This window comes from Streptomyces griseoruber (assembly GCF_001514205.1).
Classification (GTDB): Bacteria; Actinomycetota; Actinomycetes; order Streptomycetales; family Streptomycetaceae; genus Streptomyces; species Streptomyces griseoruber.
The window spans coordinates 34296-49544 of the sequence record NZ_KQ948786.1 but is presented as its reverse complement, the minus strand read 5'-3'; the positions used below and the strand labels follow the sequence as shown (position 1 = coordinate 49544).

18 protein-coding genes are annotated in these 15249 nt (G+C 73.7%); 3 read left to right on the top strand and 15 right to left on the bottom strand.

Features of this window, described 5'->3' with window-relative positions; genetic code table 11:
• Window positions 1-68: 68 nt before the first annotated feature.
• From AQJ64_RS40805 to AQJ64_RS40750, 12 genes are all read right to left on the bottom strand, one after another.
• Entirely contained in the window at window positions 69-2489 is a 2421-nt protein-coding gene (locus tag AQJ64_RS40805) for a SpoIIE family protein phosphatase (RefSeq protein WP_059203465.1), read from the bottom strand.
• Window positions 2490-2585: 96 nt separating this feature from the next.
• Window positions 2586-3152, bottom strand: coding sequence for a sigma-70 family RNA polymerase sigma factor (locus AQJ64_RS40800; RefSeq protein WP_059203464.1), 567 nt, complete (start codon window positions 3150-3152; stop codon window positions 2586-2588).
• Between the two features lie 257 nt (window positions 3153-3409).
• Window positions 3410-4141 (bottom strand): hypothetical protein, encoded by a 732-nt coding sequence (locus tag AQJ64_RS40795; RefSeq protein WP_055637327.1) that lies wholly within the window; start codon window positions 4139-4141, stop codon window positions 3410-3412.
• 331 nt (window positions 4142-4472) lie between these two features.
• A complete protein-coding gene (locus AQJ64_RS40790) occupies window positions 4473-5738 on the bottom strand; it encodes an ArgE/DapE family deacylase (protein WP_079062241.1) in 1266 nt (421 codons plus the stop codon).
• Window positions 5739-5834: 96 nt separating this feature from the next.
• Entirely contained in the window at window positions 5835-7250 is a 1416-nt protein-coding gene (locus AQJ64_RS40785; RefSeq protein WP_055637326.1) for a sensor histidine kinase, read from the bottom strand.
• A complete protein-coding gene (locus tag AQJ64_RS40780; RefSeq protein WP_079062240.1) occupies window positions 7251-7970 on the bottom strand; it encodes a response regulator transcription factor in 720 nt (239 codons plus the stop codon).
• Between the two features lie 93 nt (window positions 7971-8063).
• The gene (locus AQJ64_RS40775) at window positions 8064-8663 is read right to left on the bottom strand and encodes an FMN reductase (RefSeq protein ID WP_055637325.1); all 600 of its coding nucleotides are present in this window, start codon (window positions 8661-8663) and stop codon (window positions 8064-8066) included.
• On the bottom strand, window positions 8660-9748 hold the full coding sequence (locus AQJ64_RS40770) for an LLM class flavin-dependent oxidoreductase (protein WP_059203463.1): 1089 nt from the start codon (window positions 9746-9748) through the stop codon (window positions 8660-8662). Before AQJ64_RS40770 ends, AQJ64_RS40775 begins: the two co-directional genes overlap by 4 nt.
• 94 nt (window positions 9749-9842) lie before the next feature.
• Window positions 9843-10601, bottom strand: coding sequence for a TIGR03943 family putative permease subunit (locus AQJ64_RS40765; RefSeq protein WP_055639126.1), 759 nt, complete (start codon window positions 10599-10601; stop codon window positions 9843-9845).
• Window positions 10598-11701, bottom strand: coding sequence for a permease (locus tag AQJ64_RS40760; protein ID WP_079062239.1), 1104 nt, complete (start codon window positions 11699-11701; stop codon window positions 10598-10600). Before AQJ64_RS40760 ends, AQJ64_RS40765 begins: the two co-directional genes overlap by 4 nt.
• Before the next feature lie 6 nt (window positions 11702-11707).
• Complete coding sequence (locus AQJ64_RS40755; protein WP_059203462.1) at window positions 11708-12181, bottom strand: MarR family winged helix-turn-helix transcriptional regulator; 474 nt, start codon at window positions 12179-12181, stop codon at window positions 11708-11710.
• Between the two features lie 58 nt (window positions 12182-12239).
• The gene (locus AQJ64_RS40750; protein WP_055638348.1) at window positions 12240-12707 is read right to left on the bottom strand and encodes a hypothetical protein; all 468 of its coding nucleotides are present in this window, start codon (window positions 12705-12707) and stop codon (window positions 12240-12242) included.
• 111 nt (window positions 12708-12818) lie between these two features.
• Between AQJ64_RS40750 and AQJ64_RS40745 the strand changes: the two genes are divergently transcribed.
• Window positions 12819-13154, top strand: a complete 336-nt coding sequence (locus AQJ64_RS40745; RefSeq protein ID WP_055638349.1) for a YnfA family protein — start codon at window positions 12819-12821, stop codon at window positions 13152-13154.
• A gap of 9 nt (window positions 13155-13163) precedes the next feature.
• Here AQJ64_RS40745 and AQJ64_RS40740 read toward each other — a convergent pair whose 3' ends face one another.
• Complete coding sequence (locus AQJ64_RS40740) at window positions 13164-13601, bottom strand: ester cyclase (protein WP_055638350.1); 438 nt, start codon at window positions 13599-13601, stop codon at window positions 13164-13166.
• Between the two features lie 117 nt (window positions 13602-13718).
• Here AQJ64_RS40740 and AQJ64_RS40735 point away from each other — a divergent pair, with 117 nt between their 5' ends.
• The gene (locus AQJ64_RS40735; protein WP_055638351.1) at window positions 13719-14498 is read left to right on the top strand and encodes an SDR family NAD(P)-dependent oxidoreductase; all 780 of its coding nucleotides are present in this window, start codon (window positions 13719-13721) and stop codon (window positions 14496-14498) included.
• A complete protein-coding gene (locus tag AQJ64_RS51915; RefSeq protein ID WP_276206738.1) occupies window positions 14495-14629 on the top strand; it encodes a hypothetical protein in 135 nt (44 codons plus the stop codon). Before AQJ64_RS40735 ends, AQJ64_RS51915 begins: the two co-directional genes overlap by 4 nt.
• Before the next feature lie 4 nt (window positions 14630-14633).
• On the opposite strand, the gene AQJ64_RS40730 is transcribed toward AQJ64_RS51915, so the two are convergent.
• Window positions 14634-14936: a hypothetical protein gene (locus tag AQJ64_RS40730; RefSeq protein ID WP_206189921.1), complete on the bottom strand. Its 303-nt coding sequence runs from the start codon at window positions 14934-14936 to the stop codon at window positions 14634-14636.
• On the bottom strand, window positions 14924-15208 hold the full coding sequence (locus tag AQJ64_RS40725) for a hypothetical protein (RefSeq protein WP_206189922.1): 285 nt from the start codon (window positions 15206-15208) through the stop codon (window positions 14924-14926). The genes AQJ64_RS40730 and AQJ64_RS40725 overlap by 13 nt, the downstream gene beginning before the upstream one ends.
• Window positions 15209-15249 lie beyond the last annotated feature (41 nt).

Sequence of the window (15249 nt, the reverse complement as noted above, 5' to 3'; positions counted from 1 at the left end):
CGCCACAGGATGCGTACGCCCCACGCACGGCTCCCGCACGCCTCCCGCACGCCTCGCGCACGGCGGCGCTACTGGACGTTCTGCTCCGCCCAGATCGTCTTGCCGCCCTTCGTGCCGGGGCGGGTGCCCCAGCGTTCGGTGAGCTGGGCGACCAGCAGCAGGCCCCGGCCGCCCTCGTCGAAGGTGCGGGCCCGGCGCATGTGCGGGGCGGTGCCGCTGGCGTCGGAGACCTCGCAGATGAGGGCCCGGTCGTGGATCAGCCGGAGCTGGACCGGCGGTTCGGCGTGCCGGATGGCGTTGGTGACCAGCTCGCTGACGATCAGCTCGGTGACGAAGGCCGCGTCGGTCAGCCCCCAGGCCTCCAGGCACGCGATCACGTTCTTGCGGGTCTCGGCGACGGCCGCCGGGTCCGGCTCCACGTCCCAGATCGCGACCCGGGAGGCGTCGAGGCCCCGGGTACGGGCGACGAGCAGCGCCACGTCGTCGGCGGGCCGCTGCGGCAGCATCCCGCCGAGGACCGTGTCGCACAGGGCGTCCAGCGAGTCGGCGGGCCGGGCCAGGTTCCGGCACAGCCGGGAGACGCCGTCGTCGGACGTGTCGGCCCGGCGGGTGCGGGAGTCGAGGAGACCGTCGGTGTAGAGGGCGAGCACACTGCCCTCGGGCAGGTCGAACTCGACCGACTCGAAGGGCAGTCCGCCCAGGCCCAGCGGCGGCCCGGCGGGCAGGTCGAGCAGCTCCACCCCGCCGTCCGGACGGACCAGCGCGGGCGGCGGATGCCCGGCCCGGGCGAGCGCGCACCGCCGGGAGACGGGGTCGTAGACGGCGTAGAGGCAGGTCGCGCCCACGTCCCCGGCGGTCTCCCCGTTCTCGGCGTCCTCCGCCTCGGTGGCCAGCCGGGCCACCAGGTCGTCGAGATGGGTGAGCAGCTCGTCGGGCGGCAGATCGATGTCGGCGAGGGTCCGTACGGCCGTCCGCAGCCGCCCCATGGTCGCCGAGGCGTGGATGCCGTGGCCCACCACGTCCCCCACGACCAACGCCACCCGCGCCCCCGACAGCGGGATCACGTCGAACCAGTCGCCGCCCACCCCGGCCCGGGCGCCGGCCGGCAGATAGCGGGAGGCGACCTCCACCGCCGACTGCTCGGGCAGCCGCTGCGGCAGCAGACTGCGCTGGAGGGTGACCGCCGTGCCCCGGGCCCGTGTGTAGCGCCGGGCGTTGTCGATGCAGACCGCCGCCCGGGCGGCCAGCTCCTCGGCGAGCACCAGGTCGTCCTCCTGGAACGGGTCGGGACGCCGGTGCCGGGCGAGGACGACCACCCCGAGGGTCGTCCCGCGCGCCGACAGGGGCACGGCCATCACGGAGTGGAAGCCGAAGTCGCGGATCCGGGCGATGCGCAGCGGATCGTCGGCGACCCAGGCGGGCAGCGCGGCCGGGAACACCCGGCGGTACAGGCCCCGCCCCGACCGCAGGCTCTCCACCGGCGGTGAGCCCTCCGGGTACTCGTCCACCTCGCCCAGCGCGAGGACGGCCTCGGGGACGCCCGGCAGCACCGACTGATGGGCGACCCGCCGCAGCGCCAGCGACACCCCGTCACCGGCCCCGGCGTCCGCCGCGGCCGCCCCGCCGTCGGCACCCTCCGCGCCCTCCGCGTCCTCCTCGAACGAGGTCAGCAGATCCACGCTGAGGAAGTCGGCGAGGTCCGGCACCGCCACGTCCGCCAGCTCCTGCGCCGTCCGTGCCACATCGAGGGTGCTGCCGATCCGCGAGCTGGCCGCGGCGATCAGCTGGAGACGCTTGCGGGCCCAGTACTGCTCGGTCACGTCGTGCCCGGTGGCGGCCACCCCGAGCACCCGGCCGTCGTCCGGGTCCTCCACCCGGTAGAGGTGGACCGACCAGGCGTGCTCACGGGCCTCGCCGGGCGCGCGGGCGTGGTTCTCGACGTACTGCGGCTCCCCCGTCTCCAGGGCCAGCCGCATCCGCCGCTCGACCAGCTCCGACACCGGTGTGAGGATCACGTCCGTCATCCGCAGCCCGCGCAGCTCCTCCTCGCCGAGGCCGAGGGCGTGCTGCGCGGCCAGGCTGGAGCGGCGGTAGCGCAGGTCGGTGTCGTACACCGAGGTCGCGCAGGACGGGGACTGCATCAGGCCCCGCCGCATCAGCGTGTCGTCCTCGGACCCGTTCCGCACCCCCGGTACCGCGGAGACCAGGAGCCAGTCACGGGTGCCGTCCCGCGCCGCGCGGTGATGGGCCAGCACCCTCGCCCTCAGCCGGTGGCCGGACCGGTCCCGGAGGGTGAGGGTGCCGTGCCAGCGGGGCAGTGCGGCGAGGGCCGGGAGATCGCGGGCGGCCGGGTCCTCGGCCAGCAGGACGGCGGCCCGCCGGCCCACGATCTCCTCCGCCCGGTATCCGAGCAGCCGCTCGGCACCCTCGTTCCAGCCGGTCACAGTGGCGTGCTCGTCGACGGTGACCCGCGCGGTGAGTGCCTCCATGGCAGCTCATCTCGCTCTCCTGCGTGGCGTACTTCGGGGGTACGGCACAGCCCACATGTCGCACTATTAGGCACTATTACCCATTCGTACCACCGTTCAGGCGGCCACGGGCGTGCGCTCCTCCGCCGCGTCCAGCAGGTCGGCCAGCGAGGCGCGCGCCCGGGCCACCCGGGAGCGGACCGTGCCCACCGGGCAGTCGCTGACCTCGGCCGCCTCCGCGTACGGCAGTCCGAGCAGCTGGGTGAGGACGAACGCCTCGCGCCGCTCGTCCGGCAGCGCGGCCAGCAGATCGAGCAGCACGATCCCGTCGTCGAACCCGGGCAGCCCGCGCGGCTGAGCCGACTCCACGGCCAGCTGCCAGTCCGGTACGTCGGCCGGGCGCGGCCGGGCGGAGGCGTACCGGTAGCTGTCGGTCACGGCGCGGCGGGCGATGGACAGCAGCCAGGAGCGCGCCGAGGAACGGCCCTCGAACCGGTGCAGACTGCCGAGCGCCCGCAGGAAGGTGTCCTGGGCGAGGTCGTCCACAGCCTGGGGATCGCCGCACAGATGGGCGACGTACCGCTGGACGTCCCGGTGCAGGGCGCGCACGAACCGCTCGACGGCGGCCGGGTCGCCGCCGCGCGCGGCCAGCGCCCACTCGGTGATCGAGTCGTCGCGGGACAACTCGGAACGGGGCTCGGAACGGGGCCGGGAAAGGGGCTGGGAAAGGGGCCGGGAAAGGGGCCGGGAAAGGGGCCGGGAAAGGGGCTGGGGGCATGATGCGGGGACAGAGGTGATCACCTGAGGGTGTCCTTCTCGGTCGTCCGGACGCCGGGGGCCGGGCCCCCGGTCCGGATACGGGGAGAGGGCCCTACGGCGCCTGCGCGCACGTACGGCCGAAGCCCGGGGCGCACAGGGGCGGCCCGGGTCACCGGCTGCCGTCAGACGGCAGCGGCCCCCAGGGGCGGACCCCGAGAAGTGATCGCGTGGACGAGGAGGAGCCGCGGCGCCCGCTGGGACCGGCGGCGGCGCGGCCGGATGCGCGGGCGCTCGGGCGCGAGGGGCAGGGCGAGCAGCAGCCGCAGCGGCGCCGCGAGCCGGCCGGCCAGCGCCCGCAGGACCCGGAACGCGGCCCGCTCACCGTGGGCCAGCCACAGTCCGCACAACAGCGCGGCCAGCAGGTGGGCGGCGAACATCCCGGACGAGGAGAGACCGGCGACGCTCTCCAGAACACCCCGGCCGCCGCTCCCGGTGTGGCCCATGTGCCCCATGTGGCCCATGCCGGCCATGTGCACCATGTCCATGCCACCCATGCCGGCCATACCGCCCGCGGCATCCGTGGTGGCATCCATGGCGTCCATGGCGTCCATGGCGTCCACGGACATCGAGCCCATGCCCTTCACAGCCGCGTGCGCGCCCACCGTCTGCGCGTACTCGAACGCCCAGTGCAGGAGGGTCTGCGCGGCCACCACGACCGCGACCACCGACACCGGCCCCCGCTCGCGGCCCGCCAGGCACCAGCCCACCGCACCGGTCGCGGCCGCACCGGCGGCCAGGGCCCAGGCGGGGACGTGGTCGCCGGACATCAGGACGTGGCCCAGGGCGGCGAGCAGCACACAGACGGCCGCGAACATCGCGGCACGCAGTGTGCGTGTACACCACCCGGCAGTCATGGCGCCTCATCCTCGCATCCGCACAGGGCCCGTCGGGCGGAGGTACGCAAACCCGCGGGCCCGCGCTCATCCGCCGCCGCCACCCCGGAGGAGGGAAACCGGCCGCCCGGGGTTCCCGATCGGGCGCCCGGACGTACGGCGCCGGCAGCGGGGGGGCGTCCGCGAAGGCCCGCACCCGGCGCCGGCGCGACCGGCGCGACCCCGCCCCCGACGGCGCTCGCCACCTGCCCGCACCACACCCGCCGGAACCGCGCGTGCCGCAGCACGACGGCGAACGCCGGCACTCTCACGGGGCCCCCTCCCCGCCGACGCGCCGGCGCCGCCCCTCACCTCACGACTTCACGCCCACCGTCCGCAGCACGGTCAGCGCGAAGGTCCGGGCCGTGTCGGTCACCTCCCGCACGGACACGTGCTCCCGGGCGCTGTGCGCGACGCCGATGTCCCCCGGCCCGAACTGGAGCGTGGGGATCCCGGCGCCGGTGTAGTGGCGCAGATCGCTGCCGTACGTCGCCCCGCGCTCCCGGGGCCGGGCCGCACCGGTGGCGTCGGCGTACGCCTCGGCCACGGTGTCCCGCAGCGGATGCCCGGCCGCCAGCCGCCCGCTCGCGAACTGCCCGCCCGGCCAGGTCACGGTCGCGGGATGCGCCCGCAGCCAGGGGTCCTCGGCGCACGCCTCGGCCACGCACCGCTCCAGTGCCGCCCGTGCCAGGGCCGGGTCCTCCCCGAGCCGCACCCCGAACCGCCCCTCGGCGACGAGCGTGTCGGGCACGCTGCTCGCCCAGTCGCCGGAACGCAGGGTGCCGACGGAGAGGGAGTACGGGATGGGGTACTCGGCGAGCAGCGGGTCGGGGTCGCGGTTGCGGTCGGCCTCCAGCCGGGCCAGCGCCCGGTGCAGCGGCAGATAGGCGTCGATCGCGCTCACCCCGGCCTCGCGCGAGCTGGCGTGGGCGGCCCGGCCGGGCACGTTGAGCCGGAAGGTCAGCGCGCCCGCGTTCGCGGTGATCACGGTCCCGCCGGTCGGTTCGGCGATCACGCACGCGTCGCCGCCGTGTCCGCGCCGGAGGGTCCCGAAGGCGCCGATCCCGCCGTCCTCCTCGCCGACGACGAAGTGCACGGCGACCCGCCCGCGCAGCCGCACCCCGGCCGCCCTGATCGCCGCCAGCGCGGCCAGTTGCGCCGCGAGCCCTGCCTTCATGTCGCACGCCCCGCGCCCGTGCACCAGATCACCGGTCACCCGGGGCACGAACGGATCCCCGTCCCACGCGGCCGGGTCGCCGGGCGGTACGACGTCCACATGCCCCTGGAGGATCAGCGTCGGCCCGTCCCCGCCGTCGGCCGTGTGGCCGACCAGCCCCCAGGCCTCCTCGCGCGGCACCTCCATCCCGGGGAAGTCCGGGTGCGCGCACAGTTCCGGCAGGTCCATGGACCACAGGTCGACGTCCAGCCCCAGCCGCTCCAGCCGCCCGGCCAGCCGGTGCTGGAGCTCGGACTCGGCGGCGCTCCCGGTGACGCTCGGGACCGCGATCAGCTCCCGCAGCGTCCCTACGGCGTCCGGCTCGTCGACCGCCGCCAGCACGGCCTTCTCCTGGTCACTCAAAGCCTGGTCACTCAGCACCCGGTCACCCAGCAACGTGTCCGCTCCCCTTCACCGCCGGCCTCCGACGTGGAGAGCGTCGTACGCCGACCGCCCTCGTCACAACCCCCCGCCCACCGTGAACCCGATCACCGAGCCGCCGCCCGCCCGCCGGTGGGCGAACGGGGCGCCGCCGTGGGAGAGGGCCACCTCCCGCACGATCGACAGGCCGAGGCCGGATCCGGGCAGGGAGCGGGCGTCGGCGGCGCGGTAGAAGCGGTCGAAGACCCGGGTCAGGTCCTCGACGGCGATGCCGGGCCCGCGGTCGAGGACCTCGACGCGGACGACGCCGGGCCGGGCGGGCCCGGTGACGGTGATCTCGACGGGCGCCACGCCCTCGCGGTCGAACTTGGTGGCGTTCTCCACGAGGTTGGACACGGCCCGCTGGAGCATGCCCGGCCGGCCGTCGGTCGTGGTGTCGCCGCTCGCCCGGACCTGGATCACCCGTCCGGTGCGGCGCCGGGCGAGGCCCGCGACCTCCTCGGCGATGTCGGCGATGTCCAGTTTCTGCGGGGGCTCGTTGTCGGCCTGGCCGGCGGCGAGGTCGACGAGTTCGTTGACCAGGTCGGTCAGCTCACGGGCCTCCTGGGTGAGGTCGGCGACCAGGTCCTCGCGCATGGCGGGCGGCAGCTCGTCGATCCGCCGCAGCAGCGAGATGTTCGTCCGCAGCGAGGTCAGCGGGGTGCGCAGCTCGTGCCCCGCGTCCTGCACCAGCCGCCGCTGGTCCTCCTCCGACTGGGCGAGCCGGCCCAGCATCCGGTCGAAGGCCCGGCCGAGCCGGCCCACCTCGTCATGACCGGTGACCGGCACCTGCACGCCGAGCCGCCGGGTGCGGGCGACGTCCTCGGCGGCGGTGGTGAGGATCACCAGACGGTGGGTGATGCGCCGGGCCAGCCACCAGCCGAACAGGCCCGCGGCCAGCACGACGGCGGTCATCAGGATCAGGGTGCGCTGCTGGAGCGCCCGCAGCAGGTCCTCGGTGTCGCTGAACTCCTGCGCCACCTGCACCGCGCCACGCCCGCCGCCGAGCGCGACGGTCGCGACCCGGTACACGTCGCTGCCGACGTCCACGTCCTTGTGCTCGGCCATCCGCCCGGCCGCGGGGGCCGCCGCGACCTTCCGGTCGGCGGCCACCACGGGCAGCCGCGGGCTCCCGCTGTCGACGACCGCCCCGTCGGCCCCGAGCACCTGCACGTTGGTCCGCGCGGGCCGCACGATGTCGTGCCCCGGCGCCGCGGAGAAGAAGTCCTCGGGCGCCATCGCGTGCCCGCGCACCTCGTCCCGCAGATCCTGCACGACCTCGTCGAACACCGACTCCTGGTCGACCCGCACCAGCCGGGCCGCCGCCGAGTACGAGAACACCCCCACCAGCACGGTCACCGCGGCGGTCACCGCCGCGAACGACACCGCGAACGTCGTCCGCAACGACACCAGCTTCGGCCGCGGCCCACCCACCAGCCGCCGCAGCCGGCCCACTCAGTCCTCCCGCAGCACGTATCCCACGCCGCGCACGGTGTGGATCAGCGGGGAGGCGGCCGGGTGGTCGAGTTTGCGGCGGAGGTAGCCGACGTAGACGGCGAGGTTCTTGGAGCCGGGGCCGAAGTCGTAGCCCCAGATGCGGTCGTAGATCGTGGAGTGGTCGAGGACGATCCCGGCGTTGCGCACGAGGAGTTCCAGCAGTTCGAACTCGGTGCGGGTGAGCTCCAGCTCGCGCTCGCCCCGCCAGGCCCGCCGCGCCTGCGGGTCCATGCGCAGCCCGGCCGCCTCCAGGTACCGCTCGGGCGTCTGCCGGGGGGCGGCGGGCTCCGCCGGTACGGGGACACCGGCCGGGTTGGTGCGCCGCAGCAGCGCCCGCAGCCTGGCGAAGACCTCCTCGACGTCGAACGGCTTGACGACGTAGTCGTCGGCGCCCGCGTCGAGCCCGGCGATCCGGTCGGCGGTCTCCACCAGCGCGGTCAGCATCAGGATCGGCGTGCGGTCGCCCTCGGCGCGCAGCACCCGGCAGACCTGGAGTCCGTCGATCCCGGGCATCATCACGTCGAGGACGAGCACGTCCGGCGGCGACTTGTGGGCGTGGGCCAGCGCCTCGACGCCGTCGGCGACCGCGGTGACCTGGTACCCCTCCAGGGCCAGGGCGCGTTCCAGGGCGTGGCGGATGGCGCGGTCGTCTTCGGCGAGCAGCAGGGTGGGAGGCACGAAGCCAGTCTGCCAAGCTTTCCGGGTCGGACGACCTGATGATCTTCCTTCCGCCGGGCTTCTTACTGCCCTCTCACTCAGCCGGAGGCAACCTCACCCCGCGGGCCGCAGCGCCGCCAGCTGCTCGGCGAACGGTACGACGTCGAAGGCGTCCTTCACCGGCTGCCGGACCCGCACCGCCGACAGGCCGCCCATCAGCGCCGCCAGCTCCCCCGCGGCCCGCTCGATCCGCTCCGGCAGCCCCTCGGCACCCCAGTCCTCCGAGGCGGCGTAGACGGCGGTCGGGACGACGACGGCCCGCAGATGGGCGAAGAGCGGCCGCAGCGCGTGTTCCAGGACCAGCGAGTGCCGGGCGGAGCCGCCGGTCGCCGCGATCAGCACCGGCTTCCCGGTCAGCGCGTCCCGGTCCAGCACGTCGAAGAACGACTTGAACAGTCCGCTGTACGACGCCGAGAACACCGGTGTGACGACGATCAGTCCGTCGGCGGCCCCGACCGCGTCCAGGGCGGCGGCGAGCCCGCGCCCGGGGAACCCGTTGGTGAAGTGGTGCGCGATCTCCACCGCGAGGTCGCGCAGCTCCACGACCTGGACGTCCACGGGCGTCCGCGCCCCGACCGCCCCGGCGAGCCGGTCGGCGAGCAGCCTGGTCGACGAGGGGACGCTCAGTCCCGCCGAGACGACGACGAGCTTCATGCCACGGTCTCCTTCCGTGCGGCCGCCAGCAGCGACTGGTGGGTGGGCGCCTCCGGTACCTCGGCCGGGCGCCCGGCGGCGAACTCCTTGCGCAGCACCGGCACGACCTCCTCGCCGAGCAGGTCGATCTGCTCCAGGACGGTCTTCAGCGGCAGCCCCGCGTGGTCGAGCAGGAACAGCTGGCGCTGGTAGTCGCCGGCGTACTCGCGGAAGGCGAGGGTCTTCTCGACGACCTGCTCGGGCGTGCCGACGGTCAGCGGGGTCTGCTCGGTGAAGTCCTCCAGGGACGGGCCGTGCCCGTAGACGGGCGCGTTGTCGAAGTAGGGGCGGAACTCGCGCACCGCGTCCTGCGAGTTCTTCCGCATGAACACCTGGCCGCCCAGCCCCACGATGGCCTGCTCGGGCGTGCCGTGCCCGTAGTGGGCGTACCGGGACCGGTACAGCTCGACCATGCGCTTGGTGTGGTCGGCGGGCCAGAAGATGTTGTTGTGGAAGAAGCCGTCACCGTAGTAGGCGGCCTGCTCGGCGATCTCCGGGGACCGGATGGAGCCGTGCCAGACGAACGGCGGGACGTCGTCGAGGGGCCTCGGCGTGGAGGTGAAGCCCTGGAGCGGGCTGCGGAACTTGCCCTCCCAGTCCACGACGTCCTCCCGCCACAGCCGGCGCAGCAGCGCGTAGTTCTCGACGGCGAGGTTGATGCCCTGCCGGATGTCCTGCCCGAACCAGGGGTAGACGGGACCGGTGTTGCCGCGCCCCATCATCAGGTCCACCCGGCCGTCGGCCAGGTGCTGGAGCATCGCGAAGTCCTCGGCGATCTTCACCGGGTCGTTGGTGGTGATGAGGGTGGTGGAGGTGGAGAGGATCAGCTTCTCCGTGCGCGCCGCGACGTACCCGAGCATGGTGGTCGGCGACGAGGGCACGAACGGCGGGTTGTGGTGCTCCCCGGTGGCGAAGACGTCGAGCCCGACCTCCTCCGCCTTGAGCGCGATGGCGACCATGGCCTTGATCCGCTCCCGCTCGCTCGGCGTACGGCCGGTCGTCGGGTCCGGCGTCACATCGCCCACCGTGAAGATCCCGAACTGCATGGTCGCTCAACCTCCCAAGTTGTTGACCGTTCAACTATAGCCCTTGAACGGTCCCCCGCCTCCGGCTATTCCCGGCTCCCGAGGAGGCCCGGCGTCAGCCCAGGGGAAGCGCGTCCATGTACGCGTTCGACGGCTTGCGCACCTTCTTCAGGCTCCGGGCGTCCACCGCCACCGCCGCCGACGAGGTGCCCAGTGTGCCGCCCGGGTGCCAGGTCCCGGTGACCGTCACCCAGGTGTCCGCCTTCGGCGGGGTGCCGCCGTACACCCGTACCTTCAGCGTGGTGGCGTCCGCCGCGCAGCAGCTGATGAGGATCCGCGTCAGGTACCAGCCGCCCCCGTCGGCCGGCGAGACGAACCCCGTGAGCTGCACCGCGCGCCCCTTGATCGCCCGGCTGCGGTCCTGCTGCACCCGCTGGGTGAACCCGGTCAGCGTGATCGGCAGCGGCGAGGTCGCCGGCAGCGGATCGAACCCGTCGTCCTGCACCGCGACCACCTTGGCCGGCTCCCGTGCGGCCGTGTACGAGCCGAGCGCGGGCGGGGCGTAGAACAGCAGGCTCAGCACCGGCAGGAACAGCAGCCAGGCCACGCGCGGGACCCGGGAGTGGTCATGGCCGTGACCGTCGTGCTCCCCAGGTCCCTCGTGGTGCCCCTCGTGACGTCCCCGCTCCTTCCGCCCCAGGCGCGCGGACAGCGCCTCCAGGACCCCCAGGCCCACCAGCACCACACCCGACGCGATCAGCAGCCAGCGCATCCCCGGCTTCACGAACCGTAGGTACTCGTCCGTGAACAGCGCGGTCTGCAACAAACCCAGCCCGCACAGCACCAGCAACGCGACCCGCATGAACCGCTTCACAGCAGCACCCCTCCCACGACCGCGCTGCACACCACCGCGACGACCACCGTCGCCGAGGAGAACCGGACCGCGAAGGCCCGCCCGAACGTCCCCGCCTGCAACGCGATCAGCTTCAGATCGACCATCGGCCCGACCACCATGAACGCCAGCCGCGCCACCGGCGAGAACCCGCTCAGCGAGGCCGCCACGAACGCGTCCGCCTCACTGCACACCGCCAGCAGGATCGCCAGCGCCGCCAGGAACAGCACCGACAGCCACGGCGACCCCGAGAACACGTCCAGCACCGACCGCGGCACCGCCACGTTGAACGTCGCCGCCGCCATCGCCCCGACCACCAGGAAACCCCCCGCGTGCAGGAAGTCGTGCTGGAAACCCTGCCGGAACTCCTCCCAGCGGCTGTGCCCCGCCCGGTGCCCGGTGTGCCGCACGGCCGGCCGCAGCCACTCCTCGCGCCCCAGCCAGAGCCACAGCCAGCCCATCGCGGCCGCCGTCACCAGCGAGGCCAGCAGCCGGGCCAGCACCATCTCCGGGCTGCCCGGGAACGCCACCGCCGTCGCCGTCAGCACCACCGGGTTGATCGCGGGCGCGGACAGCAGGAACGCGAACGCCGCCGCCGGGGTGACCCCCCGCCCGATCAGACTGTTCGCCACCGGTACCGAAGCGCACTCGCACCCCGGCAGCACCACCCCCGCCACCCCCGCCACCGGCACCGCCAGCGCGGGCCGCTTCGGCAGCAGCCTGCTGAACACACTCGCCGGCACGAACGCGTTGATCGCCCCCGACAGCGCCGTCCCCAGCAACAAGAACGGCAGCGCCTGCACGGTCACCGCCAGACACACCGTCCGCCACGCCTGTACGGCCGGCTCCTCCAGCGACCGCCCCACGACCACCAGCACCGCCCCCGGCAGCACCGCCGCGCCGAACAGCACCAGAAGCCAGTGCCGGGGCAGCCCCCGCACGGACACCGCCTCGGCCGCCTGAGCCTCCTGAGCCGCCTCGGCCGCCCGCGCCTGCCGGCGGGCCTGCACCACGCCGAACTCCAGCGTCTCGGAATCCCGGAAGTCCGGTATGCCGGAGCCCCGTATGCCCGTGTCCCGCATGTCCCCCTACACCCGGCCTTCCCGCAGTCGCGCGATCCGCTCCCCGTGGAACTCCACCGTCCGCCTCATGTGCCGCACGATCACGGCCAGCTCCGCATCCGCCAGATCCGCGAACAGGGGCGTCCGGTCCCCGCCCAGCCGCTCCCACATCCGCCCGAACTCCGCGATCCGCTCCGGCACCGGCGCCACCAGCACCCGCCGCCGGTCGACCGCGTCCCGCTCCCGCACCACGTACCCCGCCCGCTCCAGCCGGTCCACCAGCCGGGTCGCCGACCCCGTGGTCAGCCCGGTCAGCTCGGCCACCCGGCCCGCCGTCACCGGGTCCGGCTCCAACGTCAGCAGATTCAGACACTGAAGATCGGTCGGATGCAGCCCGAGCCGGTCCGCCAAAGCCTGGTTGAACAGGGCGTACGACGCCACGTACCGGCGGGAGACCACGGACAGCTCGTCCAGCAGACCCGACCGCACGTTCCCGGACATCGCCCAACCCCTTCGTCAGCGCCGCCTGCTGAGATCGTACTCAGGGACCTCACGGCCCTCAGAAGTAGTAGGCGTCCCCCGTGTCCAGCACCAGCACCTGCTGCCGGTCGTTGGCCCGGTTGCGGTCCACCGCCCCGCCCGCCCACACCGTGTCGACGTCCAGCGTCGCCTCCGCCGGCCGCCCCCGCAGCCGTACCCCCAGCTCGATCCGCTCCCCCAGGGTGTCCGCCGCCAGCGCACCCGTACGGCACACCACCGACCGCTCCCCGGTCCGCGCACACCCGTCCGGCAACCGCTGGCCCCGCGCCGCGAGCGGCACCGACCAGCGCAGCCGTACGGTCGCGTCGGCCACGTCCGCCGGACCGTGGTTGCGCGGAGTCAGCCGTACGTCGACCCGCCCGCCGTGCAGGACCGCGAACCCGTGGTACGACAGATCGGCCTCGGCCGCGTCCCCCGCCACCGCGGGCGAGCCCACCGCCAGCACCCCCATGGCCCCCCACACGGCGAACCCCCGCATCCTGCGCATACCACCACTCCTCCGTCGGCCGGGTCCTACCGGTGGGATGTATCCCACGGAGAGCGGGCGGTGAGGCGCCCTCCAACAGGTGACGTACCGGGGCGTGCGAGGCTGAACGGCATGTTCGTGCTGCGCTCCGCCGCCCTCTTCACCCTCGCCGCGCTCCTCGAGATCGGCGGCGCCTGGCTGGTCTGGCAGGGCGTGCGCGAACACCGCGGCTGGCTCTGGGCCACCGGCGGGGTCCTCGCCCTCGGCGCCTACGGCTTCGTCGCCACCTTCCAGCCCGACGCCCACTTCGGCCGCGTCCTCGCCGCGTACGGCGGGATCTTCGTCGCCGGCTCGATCCTGTGGGGCGTGGTCGCCGACGGCTTCCGGCCCGACCGCTGGGACATCGCGGGCGCGCTGATCTGCCTCGCGGGCATGGCCGTGATCATGTGGGCCCCGCGCGGCGACTGAGCGGCTCCCTCACTGCTGCATGCCCTCGGGCAGCAGCCCCAGCTGCTCCAGGAACTCCATCTGGTCGAAGTACAGCCGGTAACGGACGATCCGGCCGTCCGCCACCTCGGCGAAATCGACCCCGCGGAGCCTCACCTCTTTGCCGGTGGCCGGCAGCGACTCACCCGACGGCAGCGGGATCGGCCCCGTGTTCCTGCCGTGGTAGTACCCCTCGTCGATCGCGGTGTCGCCGACCTCGTACGCGTACACCGACTCGTAGCGGGCGTCAGTGATCATCTCGGTCATCTGCCGCCAGTAGTCGACGATGTTCTCGCGCCCGTGCAGCTCCCCGCCGTCAGGGGTGACGGCGACCGCGTCCGGCGCGTACAGCTCGGCGACGCTCTTGGGGTCCGCCTTCGTGGTGAGGGCTTCGGTCAGCCGGTCCATGACCTCTCGCGCCTGTCCCATGGTCCACCTCCCGGACAGAGGATCACCCGTCTCGATTTTCCCACCTATCCTGGCCGGACGGCCTTTCGAGGCCGGCATTCTTCCGCGCCCGCCACGCCACGCCCGAGGAGCAGTCCCATGGCCACCGCCGCCCCGTCCGCCGCCTCCCGCATCGCCGTCGTCACCGGTGCGAGCAGCGGAATCGGCGCCGCCACGGCCCGCCGGCTCGCCGCCGCCGGCTACCGCGTCGTCCTCACCGCCCGCCGCAAGGACCGCATCGAGGCGCTGGCCGAGGAGATCGTCGCGGCGGGCGGCTCGGCGACCGCGTACCCGCTGGACGTCACGGACCGCGCGGCCGTCGACGAGTTCGCGACCGCCTTCACGACCGTCGGCGTCCTGATCAACAACGCCGGCGGGGCACTCGGCGCCGACCCGGTGGCCACCGGCGACCCGGCCGACTGGCGCTCGATGTACGAGACGAACGTCATCGGCACCCTCAACCTCACCCAGGCCCTGCTGCCCAAGCTGGACGCGAGCGGCGACGGCACGATCGTCGTCGTCTCCTCCACCGCCGGCCACGGCACCTACGAGGGCGGCGCCGGCTATGTCGCCGCCAAGCACGGCGCCCACGTCCTCGCCGAGACCCTCCGCCTGGAGATCGTCGGCCGGCCGGTCCGCGTCATCGAGATCGCCCCCGGCATGGTCAAGACCGACGAGTTCGCCCTCACCCGCTTCGGCGGCGACGAGGACAGGGCCGCCAAGGTCTACGAGGGCGTCGCCGACCCCCTCACCGCCGACGACGTCGCCGACACCATCGCCTGGACGGTGACCCGGCCCAGCCACGTCAACGTCGACCTCCTGGTGCTGCGCCCCCGCGCCCAGGCCTCGAACACCAAGGTCCACCGGGAACTGTCATGACGTCCAAGGACCCGCGGGAACCGAAGGGGCCGCACGACGAACGCCAGATGTGGTGGTGGCTCGGCTACTTCCTCTTCGGCATCCACATCGTGGCGTTCGTCATGATCTACGCGGTGCGGCACGCGAAGTGACCGCTCACGGCGCCTGACACCCCGGGTCGTCGACGATCACCGCGTTGGCCGGAACGATGATCACGTCGTCCTCGTCCTGCTGCTGCACGAACTTCGTCGTCGCGTACGCCCGCCTGCCCTTCCCCACACACTTGGTGGCGAGGTTCCCGAACCCGTCGGGGAAGTTGTAGACCTCGGCGGCGGAGTCCTCCCCCGCCCGCCCCGCCACCGGGGCGTCGGCCTTGCCCCGCTCCTCGTAGTACTGCTGCGAACACCCGCCCAGCGCGAGCACGAGCACGGCCACCGCCCCCGCGCTCACCCACCGCACGACGTGTCCTCGACGATCTGCACATTGGACGGCCCGGTCGCGTTGGTCGTCACATACGCCCGGAACCCGTGCCCCACACACTTGGTGGCGAGATTCCCGAACCCGTCCGGCATGTTGAACACCTCGGCCGGGGTGTCGTCCCCCGCCTTCCCGGCGACCGGCGCGTCCCCCTTCCCCCGCTCGTCCTCGTACCCCTGCGAACACCCGGCGAGCAGAGCCCCCACGACGAGCACGAGCCCCGCCACCGCCACCGACCCACGCATCCGCTGCATCCGACACCCCCGTGTCAACGACCCGAACTGGCCAGCCTAAG

Excerpts from the sequence above, each read along its gene's own strand:
- AQJ64_RS40805 (WP_059203465.1), bottom strand. The coding sequence starts at position 2,489 with ATGGAGGCACTCACCGCGCGGGTCACCGTCGACGAGCACGCCACTGTG.
- AQJ64_RS40795 (WP_055637327.1), bottom strand. The coding sequence starts at position 4,141 with ATGACTGCCGGGTGGTGTACACGCACACTGCGTGCCGCGATGTTCGCG.
- AQJ64_RS40775 (WP_055637325.1), bottom strand. The coding sequence starts at position 8,663 with ATGAAGCTCGTCGTCGTCTCGGCGGGACTGAGCGTCCCCTCGTCGACC.
- AQJ64_RS40770 (WP_059203463.1), bottom strand. The coding sequence starts at position 9,748 with ATGCAGTTCGGGATCTTCACGGTGGGCGATGTGACGCCGGACCCGACG.
- AQJ64_RS40760 (WP_079062239.1), bottom strand. The coding sequence starts at position 11,701 with ATGCGGGACACGGGCATACGGGGCTCCGGCATACCGGACTTCCGGGAT.
- AQJ64_RS40755 (WP_059203462.1), bottom strand. The coding sequence starts at position 12,181 with ATGTCCGGGAACGTGCGGTCGGGTCTGCTGGACGAGCTGTCCGTGGTC.
- AQJ64_RS40750 (WP_055638348.1), bottom strand. The coding sequence starts at position 12,707 with ATGCGCAGGATGCGGGGGTTCGCCGTGTGGGGGGCCATGGGGGTGCTG.
- AQJ64_RS40745 (WP_055638349.1), top strand. The coding sequence starts at position 12,819 with ATGTTCGTGCTGCGCTCCGCCGCCCTCTTCACCCTCGCCGCGCTCCTC.
- AQJ64_RS40740 (WP_055638350.1), bottom strand. The coding sequence starts at position 13,601 with ATGGGACAGGCGCGAGAGGTCATGGACCGGCTGACCGAAGCCCTCACC.
- AQJ64_RS40735 (WP_055638351.1), top strand. The coding sequence starts at position 13,719 with ATGGCCACCGCCGCCCCGTCCGCCGCCTCCCGCATCGCCGTCGTCACC.
- AQJ64_RS51915 (WP_276206738.1), top strand. The coding sequence starts at position 14,495 with ATGACGTCCAAGGACCCGCGGGAACCGAAGGGGCCGCACGACGAACGC.
- AQJ64_RS40725 (WP_206189922.1), bottom strand. The coding sequence starts at position 15,208 with ATGCAGCGGATGCGTGGGTCGGTGGCGGTGGCGGGGCTCGTGCTCGTC.